The sequence below is a fragment of the Microbacterium sp. USHLN186 genome (genome assembly GCF_037145155.1).
In the GTDB taxonomy this organism is placed as follows: Bacteria; Actinomycetota; Actinomycetes; order Actinomycetales; family Microbacteriaceae; genus Microbacterium.
Genome location: NZ_JBBCYA010000002.1, coordinates 542,951 through 569,147 on the forward strand (window position 1 = coordinate 542,951; position 26,197 = coordinate 569,147).

26 protein-coding genes are annotated in these 26,197 nt (G+C 69.6%); 7 read left to right on the forward strand and 19 right to left on the reverse strand.

Annotated elements, in window-relative coordinates:
* The first annotated feature begins 40 nt into the window (after positions 1-40).
* The 4 genes from WFG93_RS06640 (at position 41) to WFG93_RS06655 (ending at position 3,907) form a co-directional block, all read left to right on the forward strand.
* A complete protein-coding gene (locus tag WFG93_RS06640; protein ID WP_336645526.1) occupies positions 41-1,312 on the forward strand; it encodes an HNH endonuclease signature motif containing protein in 1,272 nt (423 codons plus the stop codon).
* 189 nt (positions 1,313-1,501) lie between these two features.
* The gene (locus tag WFG93_RS06645; RefSeq protein ID WP_336645527.1) at positions 1,502-2,437 is read left to right on the forward strand and encodes an alpha/beta fold hydrolase; all 936 of its coding nucleotides are present in this window, start codon (positions 1,502-1,504) and stop codon (positions 2,435-2,437) included.
* Positions 2,434-3,321 (forward strand): aminoglycoside phosphotransferase family protein, encoded by an 888-nt coding sequence (locus WFG93_RS06650; RefSeq protein WP_336645528.1) that lies wholly within the window; start codon positions 2,434-2,436, stop codon positions 3,319-3,321. Before WFG93_RS06645 ends, WFG93_RS06650 begins: the two co-directional genes overlap by 4 nt.
* Before the next feature lie 121 nt (positions 3,322-3,442).
* Positions 3,443-3,907, forward strand: coding sequence for a hypothetical protein (locus WFG93_RS06655; RefSeq protein ID WP_336645529.1), 465 nt, complete (start codon positions 3,443-3,445; stop codon positions 3,905-3,907).
* Positions 3,908-3,951: 44 nt separating this feature from the next.
* Here WFG93_RS06655 and WFG93_RS06660 read toward each other — a convergent pair whose 3' ends face one another.
* The 13 genes from WFG93_RS06660 to WFG93_RS06720 all read right to left on the reverse strand — a co-directional run bounded on the left by WFG93_RS06660 (position 3,952) and on the right by WFG93_RS06720 (position 16,568).
* Positions 3,952-4,878, reverse strand: coding sequence for a DMT family transporter (locus tag WFG93_RS06660; protein WP_336645530.1), 927 nt, complete (start codon positions 4,876-4,878; stop codon positions 3,952-3,954).
* Between the two features lie 11 nt (positions 4,879-4,889).
* A complete protein-coding gene (locus tag WFG93_RS06665) occupies positions 4,890-5,336 on the reverse strand; it encodes a type II 3-dehydroquinate dehydratase (RefSeq protein ID WP_336645531.1) in 447 nt (148 codons plus the stop codon).
* Positions 5,333-5,887 (reverse strand): GNAT family N-acetyltransferase, encoded by a 555-nt coding sequence (locus WFG93_RS06670; RefSeq protein WP_336645532.1) that lies wholly within the window; start codon positions 5,885-5,887, stop codon positions 5,333-5,335. The genes WFG93_RS06665 and WFG93_RS06670 overlap by 4 nt, the downstream gene beginning before the upstream one ends.
* Positions 5,884-6,963 (reverse strand): 3-dehydroquinate synthase, encoded by a 1,080-nt coding sequence (aroB, locus tag WFG93_RS06675; protein WP_336645533.1) that lies wholly within the window; start codon positions 6,961-6,963, stop codon positions 5,884-5,886. The genes WFG93_RS06670 and aroB overlap by 4 nt, the downstream gene beginning before the upstream one ends.
* On the reverse strand, positions 6,960-7,481 hold the full coding sequence (locus WFG93_RS06680; protein ID WP_442928242.1) for a shikimate kinase: 522 nt from the start codon (positions 7,479-7,481) through the stop codon (positions 6,960-6,962). The genes aroB and WFG93_RS06680 overlap by 4 nt, the downstream gene beginning before the upstream one ends.
* Complete coding sequence (gene aroC / locus WFG93_RS06685; protein WP_336645535.1) at positions 7,468-8,697, reverse strand: chorismate synthase; 1,230 nt, start codon at positions 8,695-8,697, stop codon at positions 7,468-7,470. Before aroC ends, WFG93_RS06680 begins: the two co-directional genes overlap by 14 nt.
* Positions 8,698-8,701: 4 nt before the next feature.
* A complete protein-coding gene (locus WFG93_RS06690) occupies positions 8,702-9,550 on the reverse strand; it encodes a shikimate dehydrogenase family protein (RefSeq protein ID WP_336645536.1) in 849 nt (282 codons plus the stop codon).
* A gap of 1 nt (position 9,551) precedes the next feature.
* Positions 9,552-10,943, reverse strand: a complete 1,392-nt coding sequence (gene mltG / locus WFG93_RS06695) for an endolytic transglycosylase MltG (RefSeq protein WP_336645537.1) — start codon at positions 10,941-10,943, stop codon at positions 9,552-9,554.
* A complete protein-coding gene (gene ruvX / locus WFG93_RS06700) occupies positions 10,936-11,418 on the reverse strand; it encodes a Holliday junction resolvase RuvX (RefSeq protein WP_336645538.1) in 483 nt (160 codons plus the stop codon). The genes mltG and ruvX overlap by 8 nt, the downstream gene beginning before the upstream one ends.
* The gene (alaS, locus tag WFG93_RS06705) at positions 11,415-14,075 is read right to left on the reverse strand and encodes an alanine--tRNA ligase (RefSeq protein ID WP_336645539.1); all 2,661 of its coding nucleotides are present in this window, start codon (positions 14,073-14,075) and stop codon (positions 11,415-11,417) included. Before alaS ends, ruvX begins: the two co-directional genes overlap by 4 nt.
* Before the next feature lie 63 nt (positions 14,076-14,138).
* Positions 14,139-14,327: a hypothetical protein gene (locus WFG93_RS06710; RefSeq protein WP_336645540.1), complete on the reverse strand. Its 189-nt coding sequence runs from the start codon at positions 14,325-14,327 to the stop codon at positions 14,139-14,141.
* 82 nt (positions 14,328-14,409) lie between these two features.
* Entirely contained in the window at positions 14,410-15,039 is a 630-nt protein-coding gene (gene rpsD, locus WFG93_RS06715; protein ID WP_336645541.1) for a 30S ribosomal protein S4, read from the reverse strand.
* 173 nt (positions 15,040-15,212) lie between these two features.
* Positions 15,213-16,568 carry a replication-associated recombination protein A gene (locus WFG93_RS06720; protein ID WP_336645542.1) on the reverse strand — a complete coding sequence of 452 codons (1,356 nt, stop codon included), beginning with the start codon at positions 16,566-16,568 and terminating at the stop codon, positions 15,213-15,215.
* Positions 16,569-16,660: 92 nt separating this feature from the next.
* Here WFG93_RS06720 and WFG93_RS06725 point away from each other — a divergent pair, with 92 nt between their 5' ends.
* The 3 genes from WFG93_RS06725 (at position 16,661) to WFG93_RS06735 (ending at position 19,012) form a co-directional block, all read left to right on the forward strand.
* Positions 16,661-16,906, forward strand: coding sequence for a hypothetical protein (locus WFG93_RS06725; RefSeq protein WP_336645543.1), 246 nt, complete (start codon positions 16,661-16,663; stop codon positions 16,904-16,906).
* Positions 16,907-16,963: 57 nt separating this feature from the next.
* A complete protein-coding gene (locus tag WFG93_RS06730; RefSeq protein ID WP_336645544.1) occupies positions 16,964-18,319 on the forward strand; it encodes a DUF349 domain-containing protein in 1,356 nt (451 codons plus the stop codon).
* Positions 18,320-18,388: 69 nt separating this feature from the next.
* A complete protein-coding gene (locus tag WFG93_RS06735) occupies positions 18,389-19,012 on the forward strand; it encodes an SAM-dependent methyltransferase (protein ID WP_336645545.1) in 624 nt (207 codons plus the stop codon).
* Here the strand turns inward: WFG93_RS06735 and WFG93_RS06740 are convergent.
* From WFG93_RS06740 to ruvA, 6 genes are all read right to left on the reverse strand, one after another.
* Entirely contained in the window at positions 18,999-21,251 is a 2,253-nt protein-coding gene (locus tag WFG93_RS06740; protein ID WP_336645546.1) for a RelA/SpoT family protein, read from the reverse strand. The genes WFG93_RS06735 and WFG93_RS06740 overlap by 14 nt on opposite strands.
* Positions 21,252-21,317: 66 nt before the next feature.
* Positions 21,318-22,310, reverse strand: a complete 993-nt coding sequence (gene secF, locus WFG93_RS06745) for a protein translocase subunit SecF (protein ID WP_336645547.1) — start codon at positions 22,308-22,310, stop codon at positions 21,318-21,320.
* On the reverse strand, positions 22,310-24,031 hold the full coding sequence (gene secD / locus WFG93_RS06750; protein WP_336645548.1) for a protein translocase subunit SecD: 1,722 nt from the start codon (positions 24,029-24,031) through the stop codon (positions 22,310-22,312). The genes secF and secD overlap by 1 nt, the downstream gene beginning before the upstream one ends.
* 36 nt (positions 24,032-24,067) lie before the next feature.
* Entirely contained in the window at positions 24,068-24,481 is a 414-nt protein-coding gene (locus WFG93_RS06755; RefSeq protein ID WP_336645549.1) for a preprotein translocase subunit YajC, read from the reverse strand.
* An 81-nt stretch (positions 24,482-24,562) separates the two neighbouring features.
* Positions 24,563-25,594, reverse strand: a complete 1,032-nt coding sequence (gene ruvB / locus WFG93_RS06760) for a Holliday junction branch migration DNA helicase RuvB (RefSeq protein ID WP_336645550.1) — start codon at positions 25,592-25,594, stop codon at positions 24,563-24,565.
* Positions 25,587-26,195 carry a Holliday junction branch migration protein RuvA gene (gene ruvA, locus WFG93_RS06765; RefSeq protein WP_336645551.1) on the reverse strand — a complete coding sequence of 203 codons (609 nt, stop codon included), beginning with the start codon at positions 26,193-26,195 and terminating at the stop codon, positions 25,587-25,589. The genes ruvB and ruvA overlap by 8 nt, the downstream gene beginning before the upstream one ends.
* Positions 26,196-26,197: the final 2 nt, after the last annotated feature.

Below are 26,197 nucleotides of genomic sequence, written 5' to 3' on the forward strand. Positions count from 1 at the left end.
GCCCGGATTCAATGTCGGAGGCCAGTCCTAGTGTGAAGACATGGACATCGACGAGGATCACGACCCGCTGGAGGATCACGCGACGCTGTCACTCGCTCCGCTGAATGCGGGTGACGTTCTCCGCATCCTCCTCGACGACCTCACGTGCATCGGCCGGGATGCTGACCGCCGCGCCGCTCAGCAGGCGGAGCACATCGTCGACGTCGTCGAGTTCGCGCGGCGCCACTGCGAGGTCTACACCGTCGGAGCCGATCCGGACATGGCTGAGCGTGCCGTGTTGCTCGAGCTGTCGCTGCGCCTGCGGGTGTCCGAGAATCGGGTGCGCGAGATCCGCGCGATCGCCGAGACCGCCATTCAGCACCTGCCGCTGCTCTGGGCGCGAGCGCGGGACGGGTTCGCATCGATGCACGCCGTCACGACGGTGGTCTCGGCGGCGATGGCCCTGCTGCCCCCGGTGGACGCTGCGCCCGAGATCCGTGCCGAGTCGGATGCCGGTTTCGCCGCGCTCGACGAGGCGGCCGCGGGATGGGTGCTGACGTGCTCGGCTGTTGCGCTGCGACAGCGGGCGAAGCGCCTTGTCGACCGCATCACCGGAGACTCTGCGGCGCGTCGGCACACCCGGGCGATGGCGGACCGGAAGGTCGTCTGCACCCCGGCCGGTGATGGGATGTCGTGGCTGACGGCACTGATGTCCACGCAGGAAGCCGAGGCGGCGATGCGGCGCCTGAGCGCCACTGCGAAGCACATGCAGAAGGACCGCCGCGAGGGTCGCACGCGCGATCAGATCCGCACCGATCTGCTCAGCGCCTGGCTGCGTGGCGAAGGCACCCCTACCGCCGTGCGGACAAAGGTGTTCGTCACGATCCCTGTGCAGCTGCTCGCAGGCGAGCCCGTCCCCGTCGAGCAGGCGCGCATCGTCGGCGGCGACACGATCGATCCCCTCACGGCGAAGCAGATGTTCCTCGACGCCAAGTCGTTCCGCCGCGTGATCACCGACCCCATCAAGGGCGTTCTGCTCGACATGGACCGCCGCGTCTACCGGCCCACGCGCTCCCAGCGCGACTGGCTCATCCTGCGGCACGGCACCTGCTCCCGCGATGGATGCACCCGACTGGCCGTCGACGCGGATCTCGATCACGACAGACCCTGGGCACACGGCGGGACGACCGACGCCCTGCAGCTTCGCCCGCTGTGTTCGCGCGACCACGCCCACCGACATCGCACGAGATTCGTCTATCGCACCCGCCCCGATCGCACCGTGCAGGTCGTCTCCCCGACCGGCTTCGAGAGCACTGCTCCCCCGCCGTTCTGACTCCCGGCACGACTAGCTTCCTCGGTACAGCGACGCGGACCGAGATCGCCTCCGACTGCCGTTCGAACCGGGCAGTCCTTCGAATCCTGCGGTGCGTTCACGTCTGGCTCGCCTGCTCGCCTAGGGCGTGTGATGCCGGCGATCCGGTGGAGGCTTCCGATGGCGCCGAGGCGTCGTTAGCGTCAGAGCGTGACAGCACCGATGGCCCACGGCTACCTCGACCGCCCTCCCGGCGACCGCATCTACTGGGAGCGGTTCGGACATGGTCCCGCACCGGCCCTGTTCCTGCACGGTGGCCCCGGATCGGGGATCTCCGACTTCTATCGCACCCTTTTCGATCCAGCGCTGAACAGTGTCGTGGCCTTCGATCAACGAGGATGCGGACGCAGCACGCCGTCGGCGGCCGACGACCTCGCTTCCCTTGCGCACAACAACACACGGACGCTGATTGAGGACATCGAGGCTTTGCGCGAATCGGTCGGATTCGAACGGTGGATCGTCGTGGGGCTCTCCTGGGGAGCAACGCTCGCTCTCGCCTATGCGGAGGCTCACCCCGAGCGAGTGACCGCCCTCGCGCTCGGAGCCGTCACGACGACCAGCCGGGCGGAGGTGGAATGGATCACGCAGGACCTGCGTCGGGTGTTTCCCGAGGAGTGGGCTCAACTCCAGAGCAGCGCGGATCCTCATCCGTCCGAGCGCGTGGTCGACGCTCTCTATCGCGCCGTCACGAGCTCGGACCCCGAGGCGCGGGATACTGCCGCGATCGCCTGGGGGCGGTGGGAGAACACCCACCCTTCCCTCGATCCCCACTTCTCTCCGGACTCACGGTGGGAAGACCCTCACCGGCGACTCGAACTGGCCACCCTGGTGCTGCACTACTGGGCGAATCATGCCTTCCTGGGCGACGCCGGCATCCTCGAGAACGTCGAAGGCCTCGCAACGGTGCCAGGGTTCATGGTGCACGGCTCGAGGGATCTGAGCTCCAGCATGTCCGTCCCGTTCGATCTGCACCGCGCCTGGCCCGCGAGCGAATTCGTCCAGATCCGCGATGAGGGACACGGGGGCCCACAGATGATGGGACTGCTTCAAGATGCCATCCGACGTATGTCGAGCGCGGCGGGGTGAGCGTGCTGTTTCCCAGCCGCGTCGCGATCGACGAAGCGTTGGCGCAGAAACTCGTGCGAGAGCAGTTTCCGCAGTGGGCGGCTCTGCCGTTGCGTGCAATCGCGGACGCGGGGAACGATCACCGCATGTTCCGCCTCGGGGAAGCTCTCGTTGTTCGCCTGCCAGCAGCCGCTGCCTACGTTCCGCAGGTTCGGAAGGAGCAGCAGTGGTTGCCGAGGCTCGCGCCGCAGCTGCCGTGGCCGATCCCGAGCATCGTCGATTGTGGACGACCGAGCGAGACGTTCCCGGCGCCGTGGTCGATCTACAGATGGGTCGAAGGTCGTCGACCCGACCCCGCCCGCCTGAGCGGCGACGTCACGACGGCTGTCGATCTCGGGTTGTTCCTGACCTCGTTGCGCCGAGCGGATGCTGCAGGTGGCCCGGCGCCCGGCTTGCACAGCGCCTATCGCGGTGCGCCGGTGACCCAGTGGGACGACCAGGTGCAGAGTCGGCTCCCATTACTCGACGTTCGCGAACGAGACCGCGCCGCCGCACTCTGGCGCAGCGTGACGTCAGCTCCGGAATGTGAAGCGGCTGTGTGGCTCCACGGCGACGTCGCGATCAACAATCTGCTCGTTGACCGCCGCGGAGCACTTTCCGCCATCATCGACTTCGGCTGCTCGGCAGTCGGCGACCCCGCATGCGACACGGTGATCTATTGGACCCAGTTTCGCGGACCAGCTCGACGCGCTTTTCGATCCACCCTCGAACTCGACGATGCGACATGGGCGCGCGGAGCAGGGTGGGCCCTCTGGAAGGGCCTCATCATGCTGACGAACACAGCGCACGGGCAAGCAGCCTTCGCGCGTCGCGTGCTGAACGAAGTACTAGAACCGGGTCAGTAACGGCACGACACCGAAACGGCTCAGGGGCGGCCGTCGCGGGCGGTCAGGTCCATGTATGGCGCATCATTGCAGAGACGGCGGCTTACCCAATCGCCCGCTGCCACCCGAGCGAGGAGTAGGAATGACCCAGCGGACTACGCGATGCATGCTCGTCGTCCTTGCACTGCTCAGCCTTTGCGGGTGTGCTGCCGCAGGCGACAGCGAGACCACAGCGGCGTCCACCAGAGCATCCCTTCAACTGGCGCTTTCGACGACATGCGACGACGCGTCTGATCCGCATTGCATTCCTGTGGGCAGTGAACGCGTGCTGCTGCCTTCCACTTTCGAGAACGCAGCTGTCGAAAACGCCGTGGCGCGCAGCGACTCTGTCGATGTCACGTTCACTGACAATGGCGCTGAAGTCCTCAACGATCTCACGGCCCAGGCAAGCGGTGCCGGCGCGGAATTCAGACTTCTCGTGAAGGTCGGACACGAGATCATCGCGGCGGTATCGGTCATGGAACCGCTCAATGGCGACCATGTGACGCTCGGACTCACACAGAAACATGACCCGGAGACCGTCGTCGCGCTGATCCAGGGAAGCTAGATCGTCGACGCCGTTCGGAGCGACGGTCATACCTCGGGGGCCGATCAGGTCTCGCCCGTGCGTGATCGACCTGTCGGCGCCAGCGCGAGCACGATCAGGACCACCCCGATGGTGGCGATGCCCGTCCAGCCGACCGCATCGAGCCGCTCCCCGACGATGAGCACGGCGAGCAGCGTCGCGACCGCGGGCTCCGTGAGCGTGACGGTGGTCGCCGTGCTCGAGGGGATCTTCGTCAGCCCGTAGCCGAACAGCAGATAGCCCAGGAACATCGGAACGAGTGCCATGTACGCACCGACGGCGGCGTTCTGCCATGAGCTGATCAGCGGAGCGCCGGTGATCACGAGAACGGGCATGAGCAGCAGCCCGCCGACGCCGAACACCGCCCCCATCGCCGCACCGCGATCGACGCCGTCGTCCATGAGCCGGCGGGACGCCCATGAGTACGTCGCGTACGTCGCGCCGGCCACGAGCCCGACAGCGACGCCCACCATCGAGTCGACGCCGACCTGCGGGCCGGAATCCAGCCGAGAGACGCACAGCAGCACGCTTCCGAGGACGCCGAGCAGCGCCGCCAGCATCCACGAGCGCGACAGCGGACGCTTGTCGATCACGCGCTCCAGAACGCCCGAGAACAGTGGTGCCGACGCGAGCGAGACGACCGAACCGACCGCCACCCCCGCCAGATGCATCGAACTGTAGAACGCGAGCGGGTAGACCGCGACGGCCAGGGCACCCACCGCGACGATCGCACGGCGCTCCCACAGTCGGGAACGCATGCCGCGCAGCGCGGGGATCGCCACCACCGCCTGCAGCAGCCCGCCGATCCCGAGCGCTGCCGCCCCGATGGCGAACGGACCCACCGTGCTGAACGTGGCGGCCGTCCCCGTCGTGCCCCACAGCAGCGACGTGACGGCGATCGCGAGCAGCCCTCTCGCCCGGCCAGGATGATCGCCCCGGACAATCCCCGCCATCACGCCGACCCTCAGAGCAGCGCCACGAGCTCGTGCACCGCGCGCGCGTAGCCGTCGACGCCCTGCCCGATCACGCGCACCGCGGCGACATCCTCCAGATACGAGAAGTGGCGGAAAGCTTCTCGAGCGTGCACGTCTGAGATGTGCACCTCGGCGAACGGCAGCCCGACCCCGGTCAGCGCGTCGCGCAGCGACACGGAGGTGTGCGTCAGGCCGCCGGGGTTGATCACCACTCCCGCGCAGTCGGTTCGCGCCGCGTGGATCGCATCGATGAGCGCGCCCTCGTGATTGCTCTGCGCCGCCCGCACCTCGTAGCCGAGCGCGGTGGCGGCATCCGTCGTCAGACGCTCGACATCGGCGAGCGTCGCCGATCCGTAGATGCCCGGCTCGCGAGTGCCGAGCAGGTTGAGATTCGGACCGTTGACGAGCAGCAGTCGCCGCGGCACCGACCGGCTCACTTTCCCTCCCCCGCCGCGTCGGCGTCGAGGGCGAACGCCATCTCGAGTTCCGGCCCGATGCTGCCGGTGAACCGCAGACCGGTCTCGGCGAACCCGCAGCGCCGGTACGCCGCCTGAGCACGGACGTTGTCGACGTGCACGTCCAGCATCAGCGAGCCATCGCCAAGGCGGCGCGTCCACTGGGCGGCCGCGTCGAACAGCGCCTCGATCGTGCCCTCGCCGCGGCTGTCCGGGCGCACGTACACCCCGACCACATCGGCGCGCGGCGTTTCGACGATGCGCCCGTGATGGTCAGGCGTGCCCGCCTCGCGGCGCAGCACCGACAGCGTGCCGACCCAGTCCTCGCCCGACTCGGCGACGAACTGCGCGACCTCGGCCCCGACGGCTGCGCCGCGCGCGCGCGACTGCCAGAACGCGTCCTCACGCGCCGCCTCCTCCTCGTAGGAGTGCAGGAAGGCGATCCGCGCCGCGGGATCGCGCACCGCTTCCAGGCGCAAGTCCCGCGCCCGGCGCCACTCGTCTGCGCGCACCCGGCGCACCACGACGCTCATCCGGCCACTTCCTGGTAGGCGGCGAACATCAGCGACTCGTCCGGTGCCTGCACCACCGTGGGCTTGGCGATGTCATCGAGCAGGATGAAGCGCAGCATCCCACCGCGCGCCTTCTTGTCGCGTTGCATGGTCGCCAGCAGCTGCGGCCACGCGCCGGCCCGGTACGTCGTCGGCAGGCCCAGCGACTCCAGCACCGAGCGGTGCCGATCAGCACCGGCATCCGAGAGCCGGCCCGCGAGCCGGGACAGCTCGGCGGCGTACATCATCCCGATCGAGATCGCCGCCCCGTGCCGCCACTGGTACCGCTCCGCGTGCTCGATCGCGTGGCCGAGGGTATGACCGTAGTTGAGGATCTCGCGCAGCCCGGCTTCGCGGAAGTCATCCGAGACGACCTTCGCCTTCATCTCTATCGCCAGCTCCACCGTGCGACGGAACTCCTCAGTCGAGGGATCGACCGCCCGTTCCGGCGCGGCCTCGACGATGTCGAGGATCTCCGGCGCCCAGATGAAGCCCGCCTTCACCACCTCGGCGTACCCGGCCGTTGCCTCGTTCGCGCTGAGGCTCTGCAGCTCGTCGAGATCGCCGATCACCGCCCGCGGCGCCCAGAACGCGCCGACCATGTTCTTGCCCTCGGCGGTGTTCACGCCCGTCTTGCCGCCGACCGCGGCATCCACGAGGCCCAGCACCGTCGTGGGCACCTGCACGACCTGCACGCCCCGCAGCCAGGTCGCGGCCACGAATCCGGCGACGTCGGTGACCGATCCGCCGCCGTAGCCGATCACAGCGTCGGTACGGGTGAAGTCGGCCTGGCCCATCACCTGCCAGCAGAACGCGGCCACCTCGATGCGCTTGCCGGCCTCGGCATCGGGGATCTCCGCGAGCAGCACCTCGAGGCCGCTGTCGGCCATCAGCCGGTCACGCAGCTCGGCCGCGCGCTTCGCCAGGGTCGGCGGATGCACGACGAGCGCCTTGCGCACCGCAGGATCCAGAGCGGCCCGGACGCGGCCCAGGATGTCGCGCCCGACCGTGATGTCGTACGGGCTCGCACCGGTGACGCTGATGGTGGTCGTGCTCATGACTGCTTCCTCCTCCAGGCGGCGATCTCCTCCGCCAGTGCCCGCATGGGGCGACGCGATGTGTCGACGGTCAGATCCGCGACCTCCTCGTACCAGCTGCGTCGCTGATCGAAGATGTCGCGCCAGCGGGAGACGGGGTCGTCCTCGCCGGCGAGCAGCGGGCGTGCGGATCCCCGGATGCGCTGCGCCACGGCATCCGCGCTGACGGTGAGGAAGACAACCGGATGCCGCCGCAGCAGCGCTCTGGTCGCGGAGTCGGTCACCGCTCCCCCGCCGAGGGAGATCACGCCGCCCTCGGCGACAGCGGCACGGACCGCGTCGCGCTCGAGCGCTCGGAAGTGCGCCTCGCCGTGCGTCGTGAAGATCTCTGGGATCGGGCCGTGGTCGGCGGCGATGCGCTTGTCGGTGTCGACGAACGGCACAGCGAGCAGCCGGGCGACCTTGCGCCCCACACTCGTCTTGCCCGCCGCCATCGGGCCGACGAGCACGAGGGTCAGCGGCTGCTCAGCCGAGCTCATCATGGACGAGCAGCGCCGCCTCGGACGCTGGTGCCGTGCGCAGCGCGTCGGGAATCCCCGCGAGGTAGGACTCGAGGTTCCGACGCGTCTCGCGGATGCTGTCGCCGCCGAACTTCTCGAGCAGCGAGTTCGCCAGCTCGATCGCCACCATCGCCTCGGCCACCACGCCGGAGGCGGGCACGGCGCAGACGTCGGAGCGCTGGTGGTGCGCGGTGGCGGACTCGCCGGAGGCCACGTCCACCGTGCGCAGCGCGCGCGGCACGGTCGCGATCGGCTTCATTCCCGCGCGCACACGCAGCACTGTCCCCGTGCTCATGCCGCCCTCGATGCCGCCGGCGCGATCTGAGGAGCGGGTGATGCCGCCGTCGGTGCCGAACAGCTCGTCATGCGCGGCGGAACCGCGCCGGCGGGTGGTCTCGAACCCGTCGCCGACTTCGACCCCCTTGATCGCCTGGATGCTCATCAGCGCCTGGGCCAGACGGCCGTCCAGCCGGCGATCCCAGTGCACGTGTGAGCCGATCCCCGGCGGCAGGCCGTACGCGAGCACTTCGACGATGCCGCCCAGCGTGTCACCGGACCTTCGTGCGTCGTCGACCTCCGCGACCATCCGCGCCGAGGTCTCCGGGTCGAAGCAGCGCAGTGGATCGGCATCCAGCGCGTCCACGTCGTCCGGGGTCGGCAGCGCGGCGCCCTCGGGCACCTGCACCGGACCGATCGAGAGCGTGTGGCTCACCAGGCGGATGCCGAGCTCGGCGAGGAACGCCCTGGCGAGCGCGCCCAGAGCGACACGCGCGGCGGTCTCACGCGCGCTCGCGCGCTCGAGGATCGGACGCGCCTCGTCGAAGTCGTACTTCTGCATGCCCACCAGATCGGCGTGCCCGGGGCGCGGCCGCGTCAGCGCCGCTCCTCGGCCGCGGGAGCGCTCGGTCAGCTCGACCGGTGCCGCGCTCATCACCTCGACCCACTTCGGCCATTCCGTGTTGCCGATGCGCAGGGCGATCGGGCTGCCGAGTGTGAGCCCGTGCCGGACGCCGCTGGAGATCGTCAGCTCGTCCTGCTCGAACTTCATCCGCGAACCGCGTCCGTAACCGAGCTTGCGTCGCTGCAGGTCGGCCTGGATGGCCTCGGCGGAGATCGACACGCCCGAGGGCAGGCCCTCGGCGATGGCGATGAGTTCGGGGCCGTGCGATTCGCCGGCGGTGAGCACGCGGAGCATTGCTCTAGTCTCCCATGCCCGCTGCGCGCATGATGTCGACTGTGACGGCCTCGTCGGGCAGGGGGATCTGCTGGTCGCCGTGGCGGAAGATGCGGATCTGCCGCACCGCCTGGAACAGCAGCATCTCGAACCCGGAGATCACGTTCTGCGGCGGCCACAGCGCGGCCAGTGCGGACGGCCACGGCGCGTAGGCGGCCTCGAACAGCGTGCCGCCGACGGCGACGAGCGGGGCGGCGATCTCGGAATCGAGCACGGTGCCGCTGGGCAGGGTGGCGACCGTCGCGTCGACGTCGGATGCCACCGCGTCGAAGTCCCGCACGCGCAGGTCGACGCCGAGCCGCTCGGCGATGGCGGTGAGCCGCGCAGCGGCCTCAGGCCGGCGCGCACGCACCTCCATCTCCTCCGCGCCGAGCTCTCGCAGGGCGACCAGTGCCGACGCCGCCGTCGCCCCCGCCCCCAGCACGCGTGCACGGCGCACCTCGCTCACACCGGCGTGGCGGAGGGCATCGACGATGCCGCCCACGTCAGTGTTGAATCCGCGCATCGTGCTGCCAAGCCGCAGCGTGTTCACGGCACCCGTGAGTGCCGCGTGGCGGTCCAGCTCGTCGGCCGCGTCGTGCGCGACCTCCTTGAGGGGCATGGTCAGCGACAACCCTCGCCAGGAGTCGTCGAGCGTCGACAGCGCCGGGGCGAAGCCCTCGCGGTCGACGCGTCGGCGTTCGTACGTCCAGTCCAGTCCGAGCTGATGGTAGGCGGCGGTGTGCAGCGCCGGCGAGCGGCTGTGTCCGATCGGGTCACCCCACACGGCGAGTCGGGTGGCCCCCACCTCGACAGCCTCGGGCACCTCGGCCACCTCAGCAGCCCTTGTACTCGGAGTGCGCCCGACACCACGAGCGCATCTTCTCGATGCCCTGCTGGTGCTCGGCGTACGTGGTCGAGAACTGGGTCTCGCCCGTCTCGAAGTCCACCGTCACGAAGTACAGCCACGGTCCGTCAGCCGGGTGCATCGCCGCCTTGATGGCATCGTCGCTGGGGTTCGCGATCGGCGTCTTCGGCAACCCGGTGATCACGTAGGTGTTCCACGCGTTGTCGTCGTACTGCGCCTCGTCCGAGGTGCTCGCCTTGCCCGCGTGCAGCTCGCCGTACCCGTACTGCGCGGTGGAGTCCATCTGCAGCATCATGCCGTCAGCCACACGGTTCTCGATCACGCGCGACACCTTCGCGAAGTCGGCGGTGCGCGCCTCGCGCTCGATGATCGACGCCACCGTCAGCACGCGCTGCGCATCGGCATCCGGAACACCCGCGTCGGCGAGCGAGGCGCGCGTGCGCTGTACCATCGCGGTGATCACGTCGGTCGCCGTGACGCCGGGATCGAACGTGTAAGTCGCGGGGAACAGCCAGCCCTCGAGCCGTTCCGCCTGCACGCCGTACGCTGCCGGGTCCTTGACCGCGGCCTGCAGCTCCTCCAGCGGGATGTCGACGCCCGCGGCGATCTGCGGCAGCGACTTCTCGACGGTGCTGCCCTCCTCGATGCGCACGGTGTTCGCCATGCGGTTCGCGGGATCCTCGAGTGCCTTGAGCGCGGCAGCTGCCGTCATCTTCTGCTGCAGCTTGTACACGCCGGGGAAGAACTGCGCGTCCGGCTCGTGCTCGATGAGGTAGTCGTAGAACACCCGATCGGTCTTGGTGACCTTCGCCTCGAACAGCGCGGTCGAGACCGGCGAGCCCGTGTCGCCCTTGTTGATCGTCACGATCGCCTCGCCGGTCGCGATCCCCGCCTCGTAGTCCTTCGGCTCGCCCCAGCCCATCGCGTCGCTGATGCGATCGCCGTAGATGTTCCACACGTATGCGCCGCCGGCGGCGATCCCGCCCGCCACGACGAGCAGGATGATCAGTGCGATCAGGCAACCGCGTCCACGGCGCGGGCGAGAGACGGCGGGCGTGCTCTCCGGGGTGAACAGCGCCTCGAGCGACCCGTGCTCGGGGTCGGTCGGCTCGTCGTGCGCCGGGGCGTCCACCGCGACGTTCGCGGCCGCGGCGCCCGGCACGACTGTCGCCGGCGCGGCGTCGCGTGGGGAGGGCTCGGGCTGCGCGTCTGTACGCGCCGCGGCTGCCCGCCGAGCACGACGCGACCCCGGCGCGGGCTCGTCGCGGGCTTCCTGCTCGGGCAGCGGAGAAGACGCCGTCGGCACGTTGTCGAAGAAGTCGCCGAGAGGATCGGGCGTGCGGTCGTGCGGATCAGACATCGCGCGGCGGCTCCTGGGGAGAGGGGATCAGCGTTCCGGTCGGGCGTCCGGTGCTCTTCTCGGTGTCGACCGCGTGCTGCAACAGCACCACTGCCGCCACCTGATCGACAATGCTACGAGACTTCTTCTGCGAGCGCCCCGACGAGCGCAGGGCAGCGTGGGCGGTCACGGTGCTCAGCCGCTCGTCGACCAGACGCACGTCGACTGCGCACTGCCGGCGCAGCTCCCCGGCGAACTCGCGCGCATCGGCCGTCGACAGGGTCTCGTCGCCGCGCAGGTTCACGGGCAGTCCGACGACGATCTCGATCGGCTGCCACTCCGCGACGATCTCCAGGATCCGCGCGATAGCCGTGTCCGAGCGCGGCACGGTCTCGACGGGAACCGCCAGCATCCCGTCCGGGTCGCAGCGTGAGACGCCGACCCGGGCCTTGCCGACGTCGATTCCGAGCCGCGTGCCCCGGCGGAAGCCGCTCACGCGCCTCCGAGCTCCGAGACGATCGCCGACAGCGCGCCGTCCAGCGCCGAGGCGTCGGTGCCGCCGCCCTGTGCGACGTCGTCCTTGCCTCCTCCGCCGCCGCCGAGCAGGCCCGCGGCGATGCGCACCAGTGCCCCCGCCTTCGCGCCGGCTGCGCGGGCGGCGTCGTTGGTGGCGACGACGACGATCGGACGAGAAGAGACCACTCCCCCGAACGCCACGACCGCGGCATCCGACCCCAGTCGCTCGCGCACGCTCAGCGCGAGGGTGCGCACGTCGTCGGCGGATCCGACCTCGCCCAGCGACGCGGATGCCACCCGGTACCCGCCCACGCGCACGGCCGACTCGACCAGCGCGGGCACGCGGCCCTCGCGCTCCTTGGCCTCGAACTGCGCGATGCGCTTCTCGGCAGCCTTGAGGCCGGCCTGCAGCTCTTCGATGCGCGCGCCGAGCTGATCGCGCGGCGTCTTCAGCGCGGCGGTCAGCTGCGAGATGACGGTGCGCTCGGCCGCGAGCTCGCGGAAGGCGTCCTGCCCGACGAGAGCCTCGATGCGGCGGTTGGAGGCGCCGACCGACGACTCGCCCACCAGGCTCACCAGACCGATCTCCGAGCTCGTCGACACGTGAGTGCCGGCGCACAGCTCGCGCGACCAGGGTCCGCCGATGTCGACCATGCGCACCACGTCGCCGTACTTCTCGCCGAACAGCGCCATGGCGCCGGCCTCCTTGGCCTCGTCGAGCGAGACGATGCGAGTGGTCACCTCGAGCGCGTCGTTGACGGCGCGGTTGGTGATGTCCTCGATCTCCGAGCGCGTGTCGGCCGAGAGCGGCTGCGACCACGCGAAGTCGAAGCGCATGTACCCGGCGCGATTGAGCGATCCGGACTGCGTGGCGCTCTTGCCCAGGGTGTCGCGCAGGGCGGCGTGCACGAGGTGCGTCGCGGAGTGCGCCTGACGCGCGGCGCGCCGATTCGCGGCGTCGACGACGCTCGTGGCGCGGTCGTCGAGCGCGACGGAACCGGATGCCACGTGCACGGTGTGGCTGATCAGCCCGGGCACCGGGCGCTGCACGTCGAGCACGTCGAGTTCGAAGCCCGTGCCGACGATGGTGCCCTTGTCGGCGACCTGACCACCGGATTCCGCATACAGGGTGGTCTCGGCGAGGATGACCTCGGCGACCTGCCCATCGGAGGCGGTCTGCACGGAAGCGCCGTCGACGATCAGTCCGAGTACCCGGGACTCGGTCTGCAGGTCGGTGTAGCCGGCGAAGCCGGTCTCGCCGAGTGCGCGGAACTCGCGGTAGACCGAGACGTCGGCGAGCTGGCGCTTGCGGTTGCGCGCGTCGGCCTTGGCGCGGTCGCGCTGCTCCTTCATCAGGGTGTCGAAGGCACCGCGATCGACGTCGAGTCCGGCCTCCTCGGCGACTTCGAGCGTGAGATCGATCGGGAAGCCGTAGGTGTCGTGCAGCAGGAACGCCTCGGAGCCGCTGAGGGTCGACGCTCCCTTCTTCTTCGTCTCGTCCAGCGCCAGGTCGAGGATGGTCGAGCCCTGGGCGAGGGTCCGGCGGAAGGTCTCCTCCTCCGCGAAGGCCGCCGATGACAGGGTCGACCATTCGGTCTCCAGCACCGGGTATGCCGACTTCATGGCGTCCCGCGACGCGGCGAACAGCTCGGGGAAGCTCGGGGTGTCCACGCCCAGCAGGCGCATGGCCCGCACGGTGCGACGCATCAGCCGGCGCAGGATGTAGCCGCGGCCCTCGTTGGACGGGCGCACCCCGTCGGAGAGCAGCATGAGCGACGAGCGCACATGGTCGGCGATGACGCGGAAGCGCACGTCGTCCTCGTGCACGGCACCGTAGCGACGCCCGGACAGTTCGACGGCGCGGTCGAGCACCGGGCGCACCTGGTCGGTCTCGTACATGTTCTCGACGCCCTGCTTGAGGAAGGCGACGCGCTCGAGGCCCATACCCGTGTCGATGTTCTTCTGCGGCAGCTCGCCGACGATGTCGAACTCGGTCTTGCCGCGGATGTTCTCGATGAAGTCCTGCATGAACACGAGGTTCCAGATCTCCAGGAAGCGCGTGTCGTCGACGGCGGGGCCGCCGTCCTTGCCGTAGGACGGTCCGCGGTCGAAGAAGATCTCGGAGTCGGGACCGCCGGGGCCCGGCTGGCCGGTGTTCCAGTAGTTGTCCGCGCGGCCCAGGCGCTGGATGCGCTCGGGCCGCAGCCCGATCACGTCGCGCCAGATCGCCTCGGCCTCATCGTCGGTCTCGTAGACGGTGACCCACAGGTCCTTCTCGTCGAAGCCGAGGCCGCCGTCGCTCTCGGAGGAGGTCAGCAGCTCCCACGCGTAGCGGATCGCCCCCTCCTTGAAGTAGTCGCCGAACGACCAGTTGCCGAGCATCTGGAAGAAGGTGCCGTGCCGGGCGGTGCGGCCGACCTCTTCGATGTCGTTGGTGCGGATGCACTTCTGCATATCGGCGATGCGCGGATGCGGGGCCGGGACCACGCCGGTGAGGTACGGGATCATCGGCACCATGCCGGCGACGGTGAACAGCAGCGAGGGGTCGTCGCTGACCAGCGAGGCGGAGGGGACGATGAGGTGGTCGTTCTTCTCGAAGAAGTCGAGATACCGCTGCGCGATCTCCGCAGTTTTCATAGAGCTCGTGGTGTTCCTTGCGTGCGAGCGCCGCGCCCGAGAGCGCGGCGAGGGGCGATCAGATCAGGCGTCTGCGGGATCGGACAGGCGGGCGTCCTGCTGGCGGTACGCGTCGCCCATGATGGCGGTGACCTGTGACAGCCGGGCGTCGAGGTCGGCGAAGATCTCCTGCCCGCGGGGGTCCTTGTTCATGAAGTGGGCGGCGACGAAACCGCCGATCACGCCGATCAGGAACCACGACAGTCTCTTCATCACCCCATCCTACGACGAGAGGCGCCGGGGAATCCCCGACGCCTCTCGTGCTGGCCTTCGGCCGGCTCAGGCACCCAGTGTCTTATCGAGCTGCGTAGTACTCGACGACGAGCTGCACTTCACAGGTCACGGGGACCTCAGCGCGCTTCGGACGACGCACCAGGCGGGCCTGGAGCTTGTCGAGCTCCACCTCGAGGTAGCCCGGAACCGGGGGCAGGACCTCGGCGTGACCGCCGGCGGCTGCAACCTGGAACGGCTCGAGAGCCTCGCTCTTCGGCTTGACGTGGATGAGCTGGCCCGGCTTCACGCGGAACGACGGGCGGTCGACGAGCTGGCCGTCGACGAGGATGTGGCGGTGCACCACCAGCTGGCGGGCCTGCGCGGTGGTGCGGGCGAAGCCGGCGCGCACGACGAGCGCGTCCAGACGCATCTCGAGCAGCTCGACCAGGTTCTCACCGGTCAGGCCGTCCTTGCGGCGGGCCTCGTTGAACGCGATGCGCAGCTGCTTCTCGCGGATGCCGTACTGCTCGCGCAGACGCTGCTTCTCACGCAGCCGGACGGCGTAGTCGCTGTCGGCCTTGCGCTTGGTGCGGCCGTGCTCACCGGGAGCGTAGGGACGCTTCTCGAGGTAGCGGGCGGCCTTCGGGGTGAGCGGGATGCCCAGCGCGCGGCTGAGACGGACCTTGCGGCGGTCCTGGGACTTCGTGACCACGAAGTGTTCCTTCCATGACGTGGACGCGACTCTCGCGTCTCACGGACGTATCGCCTCGCTTCCGCCTTCTCGCTGCGCACGCCGGGGCGCATCGGGAAGTGGTACAGGAGTGGAGGGATGCCCGAAAACTCGGTTTCGAGCCGCTCAATGCTAACAGATCGGGCTGGGCGCGCTCAGCGCCCGTCGAGGATGCGCCGGATGCGTTCCAGACGCGGCGTGATGTCGCGCTCGGCGCCGAGGTTCTTCGGGGTGTAGTAGCGTCGGCCGACCAGCTCGTCGGGCAGGTACTGCTGGGCGAGGATGCCGGCCTCGGCGTCGTGCGGGTAGCGGTATCCCTTGCCGTGGCCGAGACGTTTCGCGCCCGCGTAATGCGCGTCGCGCAGGTGGATGGGCACACGCCCGAAACCGCCGGCGCGCACATCGGCGATCGCCTGGTTGATGGCCGCGTACGCGGCGTTCGATTTCGCGGTGGTCGCCAGGTAGATGGTGGCTTCGGCCAGGGGGATGCGGCCTTCGGGCATGCCGATGAAGGCGACCGCGTCGGCGGCGGCGGTCGCGATGGTCAGCGCCTGCGGGTCGGCGAGACCGATGTCCTCCGCGGCGGAGATGACCAGTCGCCGCGCGATGAAGCGCGGGTCCTCCCCCGCCTCGATCATGCGCGCCAGGTAGTGCACGGCGGCATCCGGATCGGAGCCGCGGATGGACTTGATGAACGCGCTGATCACGTCGTAGTGCTCATCGCCCTGGCGGTCGTAACGCAGCAGCGCCCGATCCACCGCCTGTGCGACGTGCTCGTCGGAGACGAGCGCCGATGCCTCGTCAGCCTCGCCGTCGTCGCCGTCGTCCGCCTCGGCGGTCGAGAGGGCCACCGCTGCGGCGGCCTCGAGCCCCGTCAGCGCGCGCCGGCCATCGCCGGAGGCGAGCCGGATGAGCGCGGCACGGGCGTCGCCCGAGACGCGGACCGCACCCGCGAGCCCACGCGCGTCCGAGACGGCACGGTCGAGGAGCACGCCGATGTCCTCGTCCGTCAGCGGCTTGAGCGTCAGCAGCAGGGACCGCGACAGCAGCGGCGAGATCACCGAGAAGGACGGGTTCTCGGTGGTCGCGGCGATGAGGATCACCCATCCGTTCTCCACGCCCGGCAGCAGCGCGTCCTGCTGTGCCTTCGTGAAGCGGTGGATCTCGTCGAGGAAGAGGATCGTCGACTGGCCGTACAGGTCGCGCTGCGTGACCGCCTCCTGCATCACCTCCCGCACATCCTTCACTCCGGCGGTGATCGCCGACAGCTCCACGAAGCGCCGCCCGGAGGAGCGCGCGATCGCCTGGGCGAGCGTGGTCTTGCCGGTGCCAGGCGGACCCCACAGGATGATCGACACGGCGCCCGGCGCCGCGGCATCCGGGTCGGCCAGCGCCACGATCGGCGACCCCGCGCGCAGCAGATGCTGCTGTCCGGCGACCTCGTCCAGCGAGACGGGCCGCATGCGCACCGCGAGCGGCGTCTGGCCCGGGAACAGAGCGGCGGAGGTCATGCTCCCAGGCTAGCCGGGACGGGGGACGGCGGAGCGTGGCCGGTAGGCTCTCTGCCGGTGCACCCGCTCTCGCACGGATCAGGAGGACCCCCATGGCAGCACGCGGTTCCCGCGACACCCAGCGCGCCCGCGCGGCAGCCGAGCGGGCACGGATCTACGCGGCGCGCGCCGCGTGGCACGAGCGCTCGGTCAGCCGTCGCCGCCGTGACACCTTCATCTCCGTCCTCGTCGGCGCCGTCATCGTGATCGGCGCCGTGGTCAGCCAGACCCTGCACGCTCAGGTCACCGTCCCCGCGTCGACGCCATCTCCCGTTCCCACGCAGACGTCCGGTGAGTGAACTAGGCTGAGCAGCGTCCTTTCCCACTCCCGCGGACGACCGCGCAAGGAGCACATCGTGTCTGACAACGACGCCCCCACGCCCACCCCTCCCGTGCCTCGCCCTCCCATGCCGGCACCGCCGCGCCGGCCCATGCCCGCAGCCGCTCCGGCTGTCGCTGCGGCACCCGCCGCTCCGGTCGCCTCGGACGCCGCGGAATGGGGCCGCGTGACCGAGGACGGCACCGTCGAAGTGCGCGAGGGCGAGTCGTGGCGTGCGGTCGGGCAGTACCCCGATGGCACCGCGGAGGAGGCCCTGGCCTACTACGCACGCAAGTACGACGATCTGGCCGTCAAGCTCGGCACGCTCGAGACGCGCGCGCAGAAGGGCGGGACCTCGGCATCCGATCTGACCAAGCAGGCGACCCACCTGCGCGGTGAGGCGACCGATGCTGCCGCTGTCGGCGACCTGGCCGGGCTGCGCGAGCGCATCGACACTCTGCTCGCCTCGCTCGCCGAGGCCGCGGCCCAGGAGTCGGCAGCCGCCAAGGCGGCGCTCGACGCCGCGATCGCCGAGCGCACGCAGATCGTGGAGAAGGCCGAAGCGGTCGCCGCCCGCGACCTCTCGAAGGTGCAGTGGAAGCAGGTCACCGCGGAGATGACCGAGCTCTTCGATGCGTGGCAGGCGCACCAGCAGAACGCGCCGCGTCTGCCGAAGGGTGTCGCCCAGCAGCTCTGGAAGCGCTTCCGCGACGCCCGCACGACGGTCGACAAGGCCCGCCGCGCATTCTTCTCCGAACTCGACGACACGCACCGCGCCGCCCGCGACGCGAAGGCGCGACTCGTCGAGCGCGCCGAGGCGCTCGCGCCCCGCGGCGTCGACGGCATCCCCGCGTACCGCGACCTGCTCGACGCGTGGAAGGCGTCCGGGCGCGCAGGCCGCAAGGCCGACGACGCGCTGTGGGCGAGGTTCAAGGCCGCGGGCGACGCGCTCTACGCCGCTCGCGCGGAGCAGGCCGCCGCCGAGGAGGCCGACTCCGCGCCGAAGATCGAAGCACGCGAGGCGCTGCTGGAAGAGGCCAAGGCCGTCGCCGACGAGCCGAACCTCAAGCGCGCTCGTGCGCTGCTCACAGGCATCCAGCGTCAGTGGGACGAGGTGGGCCGCATCTTCCCGCGCGAGAAGGAGCGCGCCCTCGACGATCGGATGCGCTCGATCGAGCAGGCGCTGAAGTCGCGTGAGGACGTCGACTGGAAGAAGAACAACCCCGAGACCAAGGCGCGGGCCAATGACATGAGCTCGCAGCTGATCGAGGCGATCGAGAAGCTCGAGGCCGAGCTCGCGGCGGCCGAGAAGTCCGGCGACAACCGCGCGGTGAAGCAGGCGACCGAGGCCCTCTCGGCACGGCGCGCCTGGCTGAGCGCTCTCGGAGGCTGAGCGGACCGGTTGTCCACAGCGTGAGCCGTGCCGACCCGCTGCGGGGCGGGCAGGCTCATACTGTTCAGCGTGCACCCCGCCCTGTTCTACCGACCCGGTGAGCGGCTCTCCTTGCCGGAGCTGAGTGCGGCGCGCCTGGACGGCGACGTGGTGGAGGTCGGCGACGGCTACATGCCGGCCGACACAGTGGAGGAACCCGCCGCGCGCGCCTTCAGCCTCGCGCGGCTCGCGCCAGCGGGCACTGCCCTGAGCGGCGCCAGCGCCGCCTGGGTGCACGGCGCGGGGGATCAGCCCCCGGCGGTGCATCACATCACACGGATCAGCGCCAGCCGGCAGCGGGTCGAGTTCAGCACGCGCGTGGTGCATCACGAGCGGTGTCTTGCCGTCGAAGACGTGCAGATGGTGGGCGGCGTCCGGGTGGCGACAGCCGTCAGCACCGCGGCCTCGCTGCTGTTCAGCTCTGCTCGCGCGTCCGAAGACGAGCGCTGGCTGCGTGCGCTGATCGCGGTGACACCGGGCCTAGCCGGCGACCTGCGTCGGCGGGTGACCGACCCGGTCCGGCGCCCGGGGGCACAGCACGCACGGCGGCTGCTGGGTGAGCTGTGCGCTCCGCCCGACGCACTCGATGGTGCGCCCGATGGGGCGCGCGACGGTCGGCCGCCGCGCGCCCGATGCGTCGTCAGGAGGTCGTGACTCGGTACACGTCGTAGACCGCGTCGATGCGCCGCACGGCGTTGAGCACCCGGTCCAGATGCACCGAGTCGCCCATCTCGAACACGAACCGGCTCAGCGCCAGGCGCTCGTCGGTGGTCGAGACAGTCGCCGAGAGGATGTTCACGTGGTGCTCGCTGAGCACCCGCGTCACATCGGAGAGCAGTCCGGAGCGGTCGAGCGCCTCCACCTGGATCTGCACGCGGAACACGCTCTTCGTGGTGGGTGCCCACTCCACCTCGATGAACCGCTCCGGGTCCGATCCCAGCGCTTTGACGTTGACGCAGTCCTGCCGGTGCACCGACACGCCGCTGCCTCGGGTGACGAAGCCCACGATCGGGTCGCCGGGCACCGGGGTGCAGCAGCGGGCGAGCTTGACGAGGATGTCGGATGCACCGCGCACGAGCACGCCCGAGTCGCTGGTGCGCGGCTCGCGTGCCGGTGCCTGTCCGGGCAGCTGGATCGCGCCGGTGCTGGTGTCGTCGTCGGCCGCGACGAGCGCGGTGACCTTCTCGAGCACCGACTGCGTGGAGACGTGACCCTCCCCCACCGCGGCGTACAGGCCGGAGACGTCCTCGTAGCGCAGCTGCCGCGCGACTTCGGCGAAGGACTCCTGGTTCATCAGGCGCTGCAGCGGCAGGTTCTGCTTGCGCATCGCGCGGGCGATGGACTCCTTGCCCTGCTCGATCGCCTCCTCGCGACGCTCCTTCGTGAACCAGCCGCGGATCTTGTTGCGTGCGCGCGTGCTCTTGACGAAGCTCAGCCAGTCCTGGCTGGGGCCCGCGTCCGGGTTCTTCGAGGTGAAGACCTCCACCACGTCGCCGCTCTTGAGCTGGGTCTCCAGCGGCACCAGACGCCCGTTGACCTTGGCGCCCATGGTGCGGTGCCCGATCTCGGTGTGCACGGCGTAGGCGAAGTCGACCGTCGTCGCGCCGGCCGGCAGTCCGATGACGCGTCCCTTCGGCGTGAAGACGTAGACCTCCTTCGCCCCGATCTCGAAGCGCAGCGAGTCGAGGAACTCGCTGGGGTCTGCGGTCTCGGCCTGCCAGTCGGAGATGTGCGCGAGCCAGGCCATGTCGGCATCCGTCGCGCGCGCGTCGACCTTCCCGCCGTTCATCCGCTCCTTGTACATCCAGTGCGCGGCGACGCCGAACTCCGCCTGCTGGTGCATCTCGTGCGTGCGGATCTGGATCTCGACGGTGCGGCCGGACGGGCCGATGACGGTGGTGTGCAGCGACTGGTAGAGGTTGAACTTCGGCGTCGCGATGTAGTCCTTGAACCGGCCGGGCAGCGGGGTCCATCTGGCGTGGATCGCGCCGAGCACCGCATAGCAGTCGCGCACCGAGCCCACCAGCACGCGAATGCCGATCAGGTCGTAGATGTCGTCGAACTCGCGACCGCGCACGACCATCTTCTGATACACGGAGTACAGCTGCTTCGGACGTCCGACGACCTTGCCCCGGATGCGCAGCTCGCGCAGGTCCTCGTTGATCGAGTCGATGACGCTCTGCAGGTACTTCTCGCGCTGCGGGGTGCGCTGCGCGATCAGGCTGTTGATCTCGGCGTAGATCTTCGGATGCAGCACCGCGAACGAGAGGTCCTCGAGCTCGGATTTGATGGTCTGGATTCCGAGTCGATGCGCGAGCGGCGCATAGATCTCCAGCGTCTCCTTCGCCTTGCGCGCCGACTTCTCGGGCGGCACGAAGCCCCAGGTGCGGGCGTTGTGCAGACGGTCGGCGAGCTTGATGAGCAGCACCCGGATGTCCTTCGACATCGCGACGATCATCTTGCGGACGGTCTCGGCCTGGGCGCTCTCGCCGTACTTGACCTTGTCGAGCTTGGTGACCCCGTCGACGAGCATGGCGACCTCGTCGCCGAACTCCGCGGTCAGCTCGGTCAGCGCGTAGCCGGTGTCCTCGACGGTGTCGTGCAGCAGCGCGGCGGCGATCGCGCGCGGGCCGAGGCCGAGCTCGGCCAGGATCTGCGCGACGGCCAGAGGATGCGTGATGTACGGCTCACCGCTCTGGCGCAGCTGCCCTTCGTGCTTCTCCTTCGCGACGCGGTAGGCGCGTTCGATGATCGGCAGGTCACCGCGCGGGTGGTTCGCCCGCACCGTGCGGATCAGGTTGTCGAGGTCGTTGACGCGGGGTGCGCGGGAGAAGATGCGCGGCACCAGCCGGCGCAGGCTCGAACCCTGCGATGTGGCCTGCGAATCCGCCATTCCGTGCTCCCGTTCCCGATCAGATCATCCTACGCGTGACCGGGTGCACCACCGCCCGGTGCGGCCTCACACCGTGGCTGCGGCAGCGCGCTCGCGCGCCTCGCGCACCTTGGCGTCGTGCGCGACGATCTCGGGCTCCTTCTCGCGGAACAGCGAGTACAGCGGCGCGGCGACGAACAGCGTGGAGTAGGTCGCGACGAGGATGCCGACGAAGATCGACAGCGAGATGTCGGTGAGCGTCTCTGCCCCGAACCAGAACGACCCGATGAACAGGATCGCACCGACCGGCAGCGCCGCGACGACCGAGGTGTTGATCGAGCGCACCAGCGTCTGGTTCACCGCGAGGTTGACCGACTCGCCGAAGGTGCGCGTGGTCTGGTTGGCATCCTCGGTGGTGTTCTCCCGCACCTTGTCGAAGACGACCGTGGTGTCGTAGAGCGAGTAGGCGAGGATGGTGAGGAAGCCGATCACCGCGGCCGGCGAGATCTCGAACCCTGCGAGGGCGTAGATGCCGACGGTGATCAGCAGCACGTCCAGCAGACCGATGATGGCCGCCGCCGACATCTTCCAGGTGCGGAAGTAGATCGCCAGGATCAGGAACGTCAGCGCGAGGAAGATCGCCAGACCCCACAGCGACTGCCGCGTCACGTTCTCTCCCCAGGCGGGGCCGATGAACGAGTCGGTGATCTCCGCGTCGTCCACGTCGTACGTCTTCGCCAGAGCCGCCTTGACCTGCTGGCTCTGCTCGGGCGTCATCTGATCGGTCTGGACGCGCACGTCCTCGCCGTTCACGGTGACCACCTTCGTAGCCGCCTCGGGGACGATCTCGCGTACGGCATCCGTCGCCAGCGACTGGTCGGTCGACGACGGCGACAGCACGACGAACTGCGAACCGCCGGTGAACTCGATGGAGAACTGGATCGGACGGATCAGCGGCACGAGCGCCGAGCCCGCCACCAGCAGGATGGCGATGATGAACCACAGTCGGCGCCGGCCGACGAAGGGGAAGGAGGTCTTGCCCGAGTAGAGGTTGTTGCCGAACTCATTCATGGAGAACATCAGGCGTCGGAGTCCTTTCCGGCATCCGGAGATGCTGCGAGGGCCTCAGCGCGCTTGCGCTCGGCGATCGTCTGGCGCTTCTCGGCCTCGCCGCGGGCGCCCTTGTTGCGCGCAGCACGTCCGGTCGAGCCGGTGCGCACGTCGCGGAACTGCGCGCGACCGCGGTAGACCGCGCCGAGCGCGTCAGGATCGAGACCGGAGAGCTTGTGTCCGCCGCCGAAGAAGCGGGTGCGGGCCAGCAGCTGCATGACCGGGTGCGTGAAGATCACGAAGATGAACACGTCGATCAGGGTGGTGAGCCCGAGCGTGAACGCGAAGCCCTTCACCGTCGCGTCGGCGAGGATGTACAGCACCACGGCGGCGAGGATGTTGATCGACTTGGAGATGTAGATCGTGCGCTTCGCGCGTCCCCAGCCGTCCTCGACCGAGGCGACGATCGACTTGCCGTCGCGCAGCTCGTCACGGATGCGCTCGAAGTACACGATGAACGAGTCGGCGGTGAATCCGATCGAGACGATCAGACCTGCGACGCCGGCGAGCGAGAGGCGGAAGCCCATGCGCCAGGCCAGGATCGCGATGATGATGTAGGTGAGCACGCCCATCACGCCGATGGAGGCCATGATCACCCAGCCCAGCGCGCGGTAGCTGATCAGCGAGTAGATCGCGACGAGACCGAGTCCGATGAGACCGGTGATGAGGCCGATCTCCAGCTGCTGCGAGCCGAGGGTCGCGGAGATGGTGTCGGAGCTCTGCACGGTGAAGCTCAGTGGCAGCGCGCCGTAGCGCAGCTGGTCGGCGAGGGCCTTCGCGCTCTCCTGCGTGAAGTCACCCGAGATGCTCGGCTTGCCGTTGAGGATGACGGCCTGCATGACCGGGGCGGAGAGCACCTTGCCGTCGAGCACGAACGCGAACTGGTCGCGCGGCGACAGCTGTGCGAGGCGGTTGGCGTTCAGACGCTGGCTGACCTTACCGAAGATCTCGGTGCCCTTGGCGTCGAAGTCGAGATTGACCGTCCAGCGTCCGCTCTGCTGCTCGCGGCCGGCGGTGGCATCGTCGATGACGGTGCCGTCGAGCTCGACCGGACCCAGCAGGTACTTCGCCATGCCGTTCTCGTCGCAGGCGATGATCGGCTCATCCTCGGGGGAATTCGGCTCATCGTGCTTGGCGGAGCAGTCGTAGGCGCGCAGCTCGGCCTGACGCTGCTCGGTCGCCCAGTTCGGGTCGGACGCGTCGGTGGGGGATGCGGTGGGCGTGGCGGCGAGGGTGTCGGCGGGTGTCGGGTACGGCGTCTTCTTGCCGTCCTCCCCCACGAACGACGACGCGGGGTCGGTGGCGAGGATGACCGGTCGCAGCTCGAGCTTCGCGCTGGCCTGGATGCGGGCGCGGGTCTCCGCATCGGCGGCGCCGGGGATCTGCACGACGATGTTGCGCCCGCCCTCGGTGGTCACATCCGACTCGGCGACGCCGGACGCGTCGACGCGCTGACGGATGATCGAGGCGGCCTGGTTCAGCTGATCCTCGGTGGGCGCGGCACCGTTCGGCGACTCGGCGCTGAGGATGATCTGCGTCCCGCCCTGCAGGTCGAGGGCCAGCTCAGGCGCCCAGGAGCTCTTCTTGAAGCCGTACACGCCCAGCGCGTTGATGCCGAACAGCGCCACGATGACGATGAGCAGGCCGAGCAGGACCCGCCACGCATGACGGGTCGGAGATGAGGATGCCACAGAGTTCCGCTTTCCGCGCGAGGGGCCGTGCCGTGATCAGTTCTCGTCGTTGCGCTCGAGGCGCGCCCGGGTCTCTTCCGGGGTCTCGACCTGGATCGACTCGATGCCGTCGGGGCTCTGCGCGGCCGGCGTCGGCTCGACGAGGCCGTCACCGGGCTCGGCGGCGACGGTTTCGGGCGCGGTGTCCTCGACGAGGCGGAGGATGGCCTGGCTGTGCACGTCGATGACCACGCCGGGGGCGATCTCGATGCGCGCCGGCTTGTCGAGGTCGACCGGGTCGTACGAGACGACCGTGCCGTACAGGCCGCCCTGCAGCAGCACCCGCGCACCGGGGACGGTCTTGGTGGCCTTCTCCTCCTGCTGCTCCTTCATCTGCTTCTGGCGCTTGCGCGTGTTCAGGAACATGAACACGAGCATCACGGCGAGAAGACCGAACAGGATGATTTCCATAAGAGCGAGAGCCTTTCAAGGTGCACGCCGAACGCGGCGGTGCGTGGAGGTGAAGCCGGGAAGCCGGGAAGCCTTCAGCGATTATAGGTCATCGAACAATGCCGCACCCTCGGGGTGCGCGACGCCCAGATGACGGTATGCCTCCGGCATCGCGACGCGTCCGCGGGGCGTGCGACCGAGGAAGCCGATGCGCACGAGGTACGGCTCCACGACACTCTCCACGGTCTCCGCCTCCTCGCCTACGGCGACAGCGAGCGTGCTCAGCCCCACCGGACCGCCGCGGAAGCGGCGCACCAGGGCGTCCAGTACCGCCCGGTCGAGACGGTCGAGTCCGATGGCGTCCACGTCGTACAGCTCGAGTGCCGCACGCACGTCGTCGATCGTCGCGGCCGCTCCCCCGCCGTGCACCAGCGCGTAGTCGCGCACCCGCCGCAGCAGGCGGTTCGCGATACGCGGCGTGCCGCGCGAGCGCCGGGCGATCTCGGCCAGCGAGTCGTGTGGCAGGGTGACCCCGAGCACGTTCGCCGAGCGCGCGATCACCTGTTCGAGGTCGCCCTCGTCGTAGAACTCCAGGTGCCCGGTGAAGCCGAAGCGGTCGCGCAGCGGGTTCGGCAGCAGTCCGGAGCGCGTCGTCGCCCCGACGAGAGTGAACGGTGCGAGATCGAGGGGGATGCTGGTCGCACCGGCGCCCTTGCCGACCATGATGTCGATGCGGAAGTCCTCCATGGCGAGGTACAGCATCTCCTCGGCGGATCGCGCCATCCGGTGGATCTCATCGATGAAGAGCACCTCGCCGGGTGTGAGGCTCGACAGCAGGGCGGCGAGGTCACCGGCGTGCTGGATCGCCGGGCCGCTCGACAGGCGCAGCGGCCGGCCGCTCTCGTGGGCGACGATCATGGCCAGGGTGGTCTTGCCCAGGCCGGGCGGGCCGGCCAGCAGGATGTGATCGGCCGGGCGCTCCTGGATGTGCGCCGCCTGCAGCAGCAGCTGCAGCTGACCGCGCACCTTGGGCTGACCGACGAACTCGTCGAGGCTGGTGGGGCGCAGCGCACCCTCGATGGCGAGCTCGGTCTCGTCGAGAGGCTCGCCGGCCGCCCGAGCGTCCTCAGCCACGTGTTGCCCCCGGTCCCATCGCGGCGAGAGTGCGTCGCAGCAGCGCCGGCACCGATTCGCGCTCGGCGTCCGTGGCATCCGCGGCACTCTGCGTCGCGGACTCGGCCGCCACCTTCTCGCTCCAGCCCAGGCCGACCAGCGCCGCTGCGACCTGCTCGACGGTGCCGCTCGGGGCCGTGCCGGCCGCCGAGGAGGCGACGCGGGGCTGCACCTTGCCCGCCAGCTGCACCACGATGAGCTTCGCGGTCTTCGGCCCGATGCCCGACACCCGGCGGAACGGCGCGTCGTCCTCGGCGGTCACCGCTTCGGCGATCTGGTCGACGGTGAGGTGCGAGAGCACGCCGAGCGCGGATTTCGGACCGACCCCGGTGACGCTGAGCAGCTGACCGAAGATCTCGAGTTCGTCGCGGTCGCTGAAGCCGTAGAGCGTGAGCGCGTCGTCGCGGACGATCAGGCTGGTGTGCAGCTGCAGCGGCTCGCCGAGCACGGCTGTGTGCGCGACGTCGGCGGGCACGAAGACGGCGAAGCCCACTCCCCCCGTCTCGATGATGACGTGGGCGGAGTCGGTGTGCAGCACAGTGCCGCGCAGGGACGAGATCATGA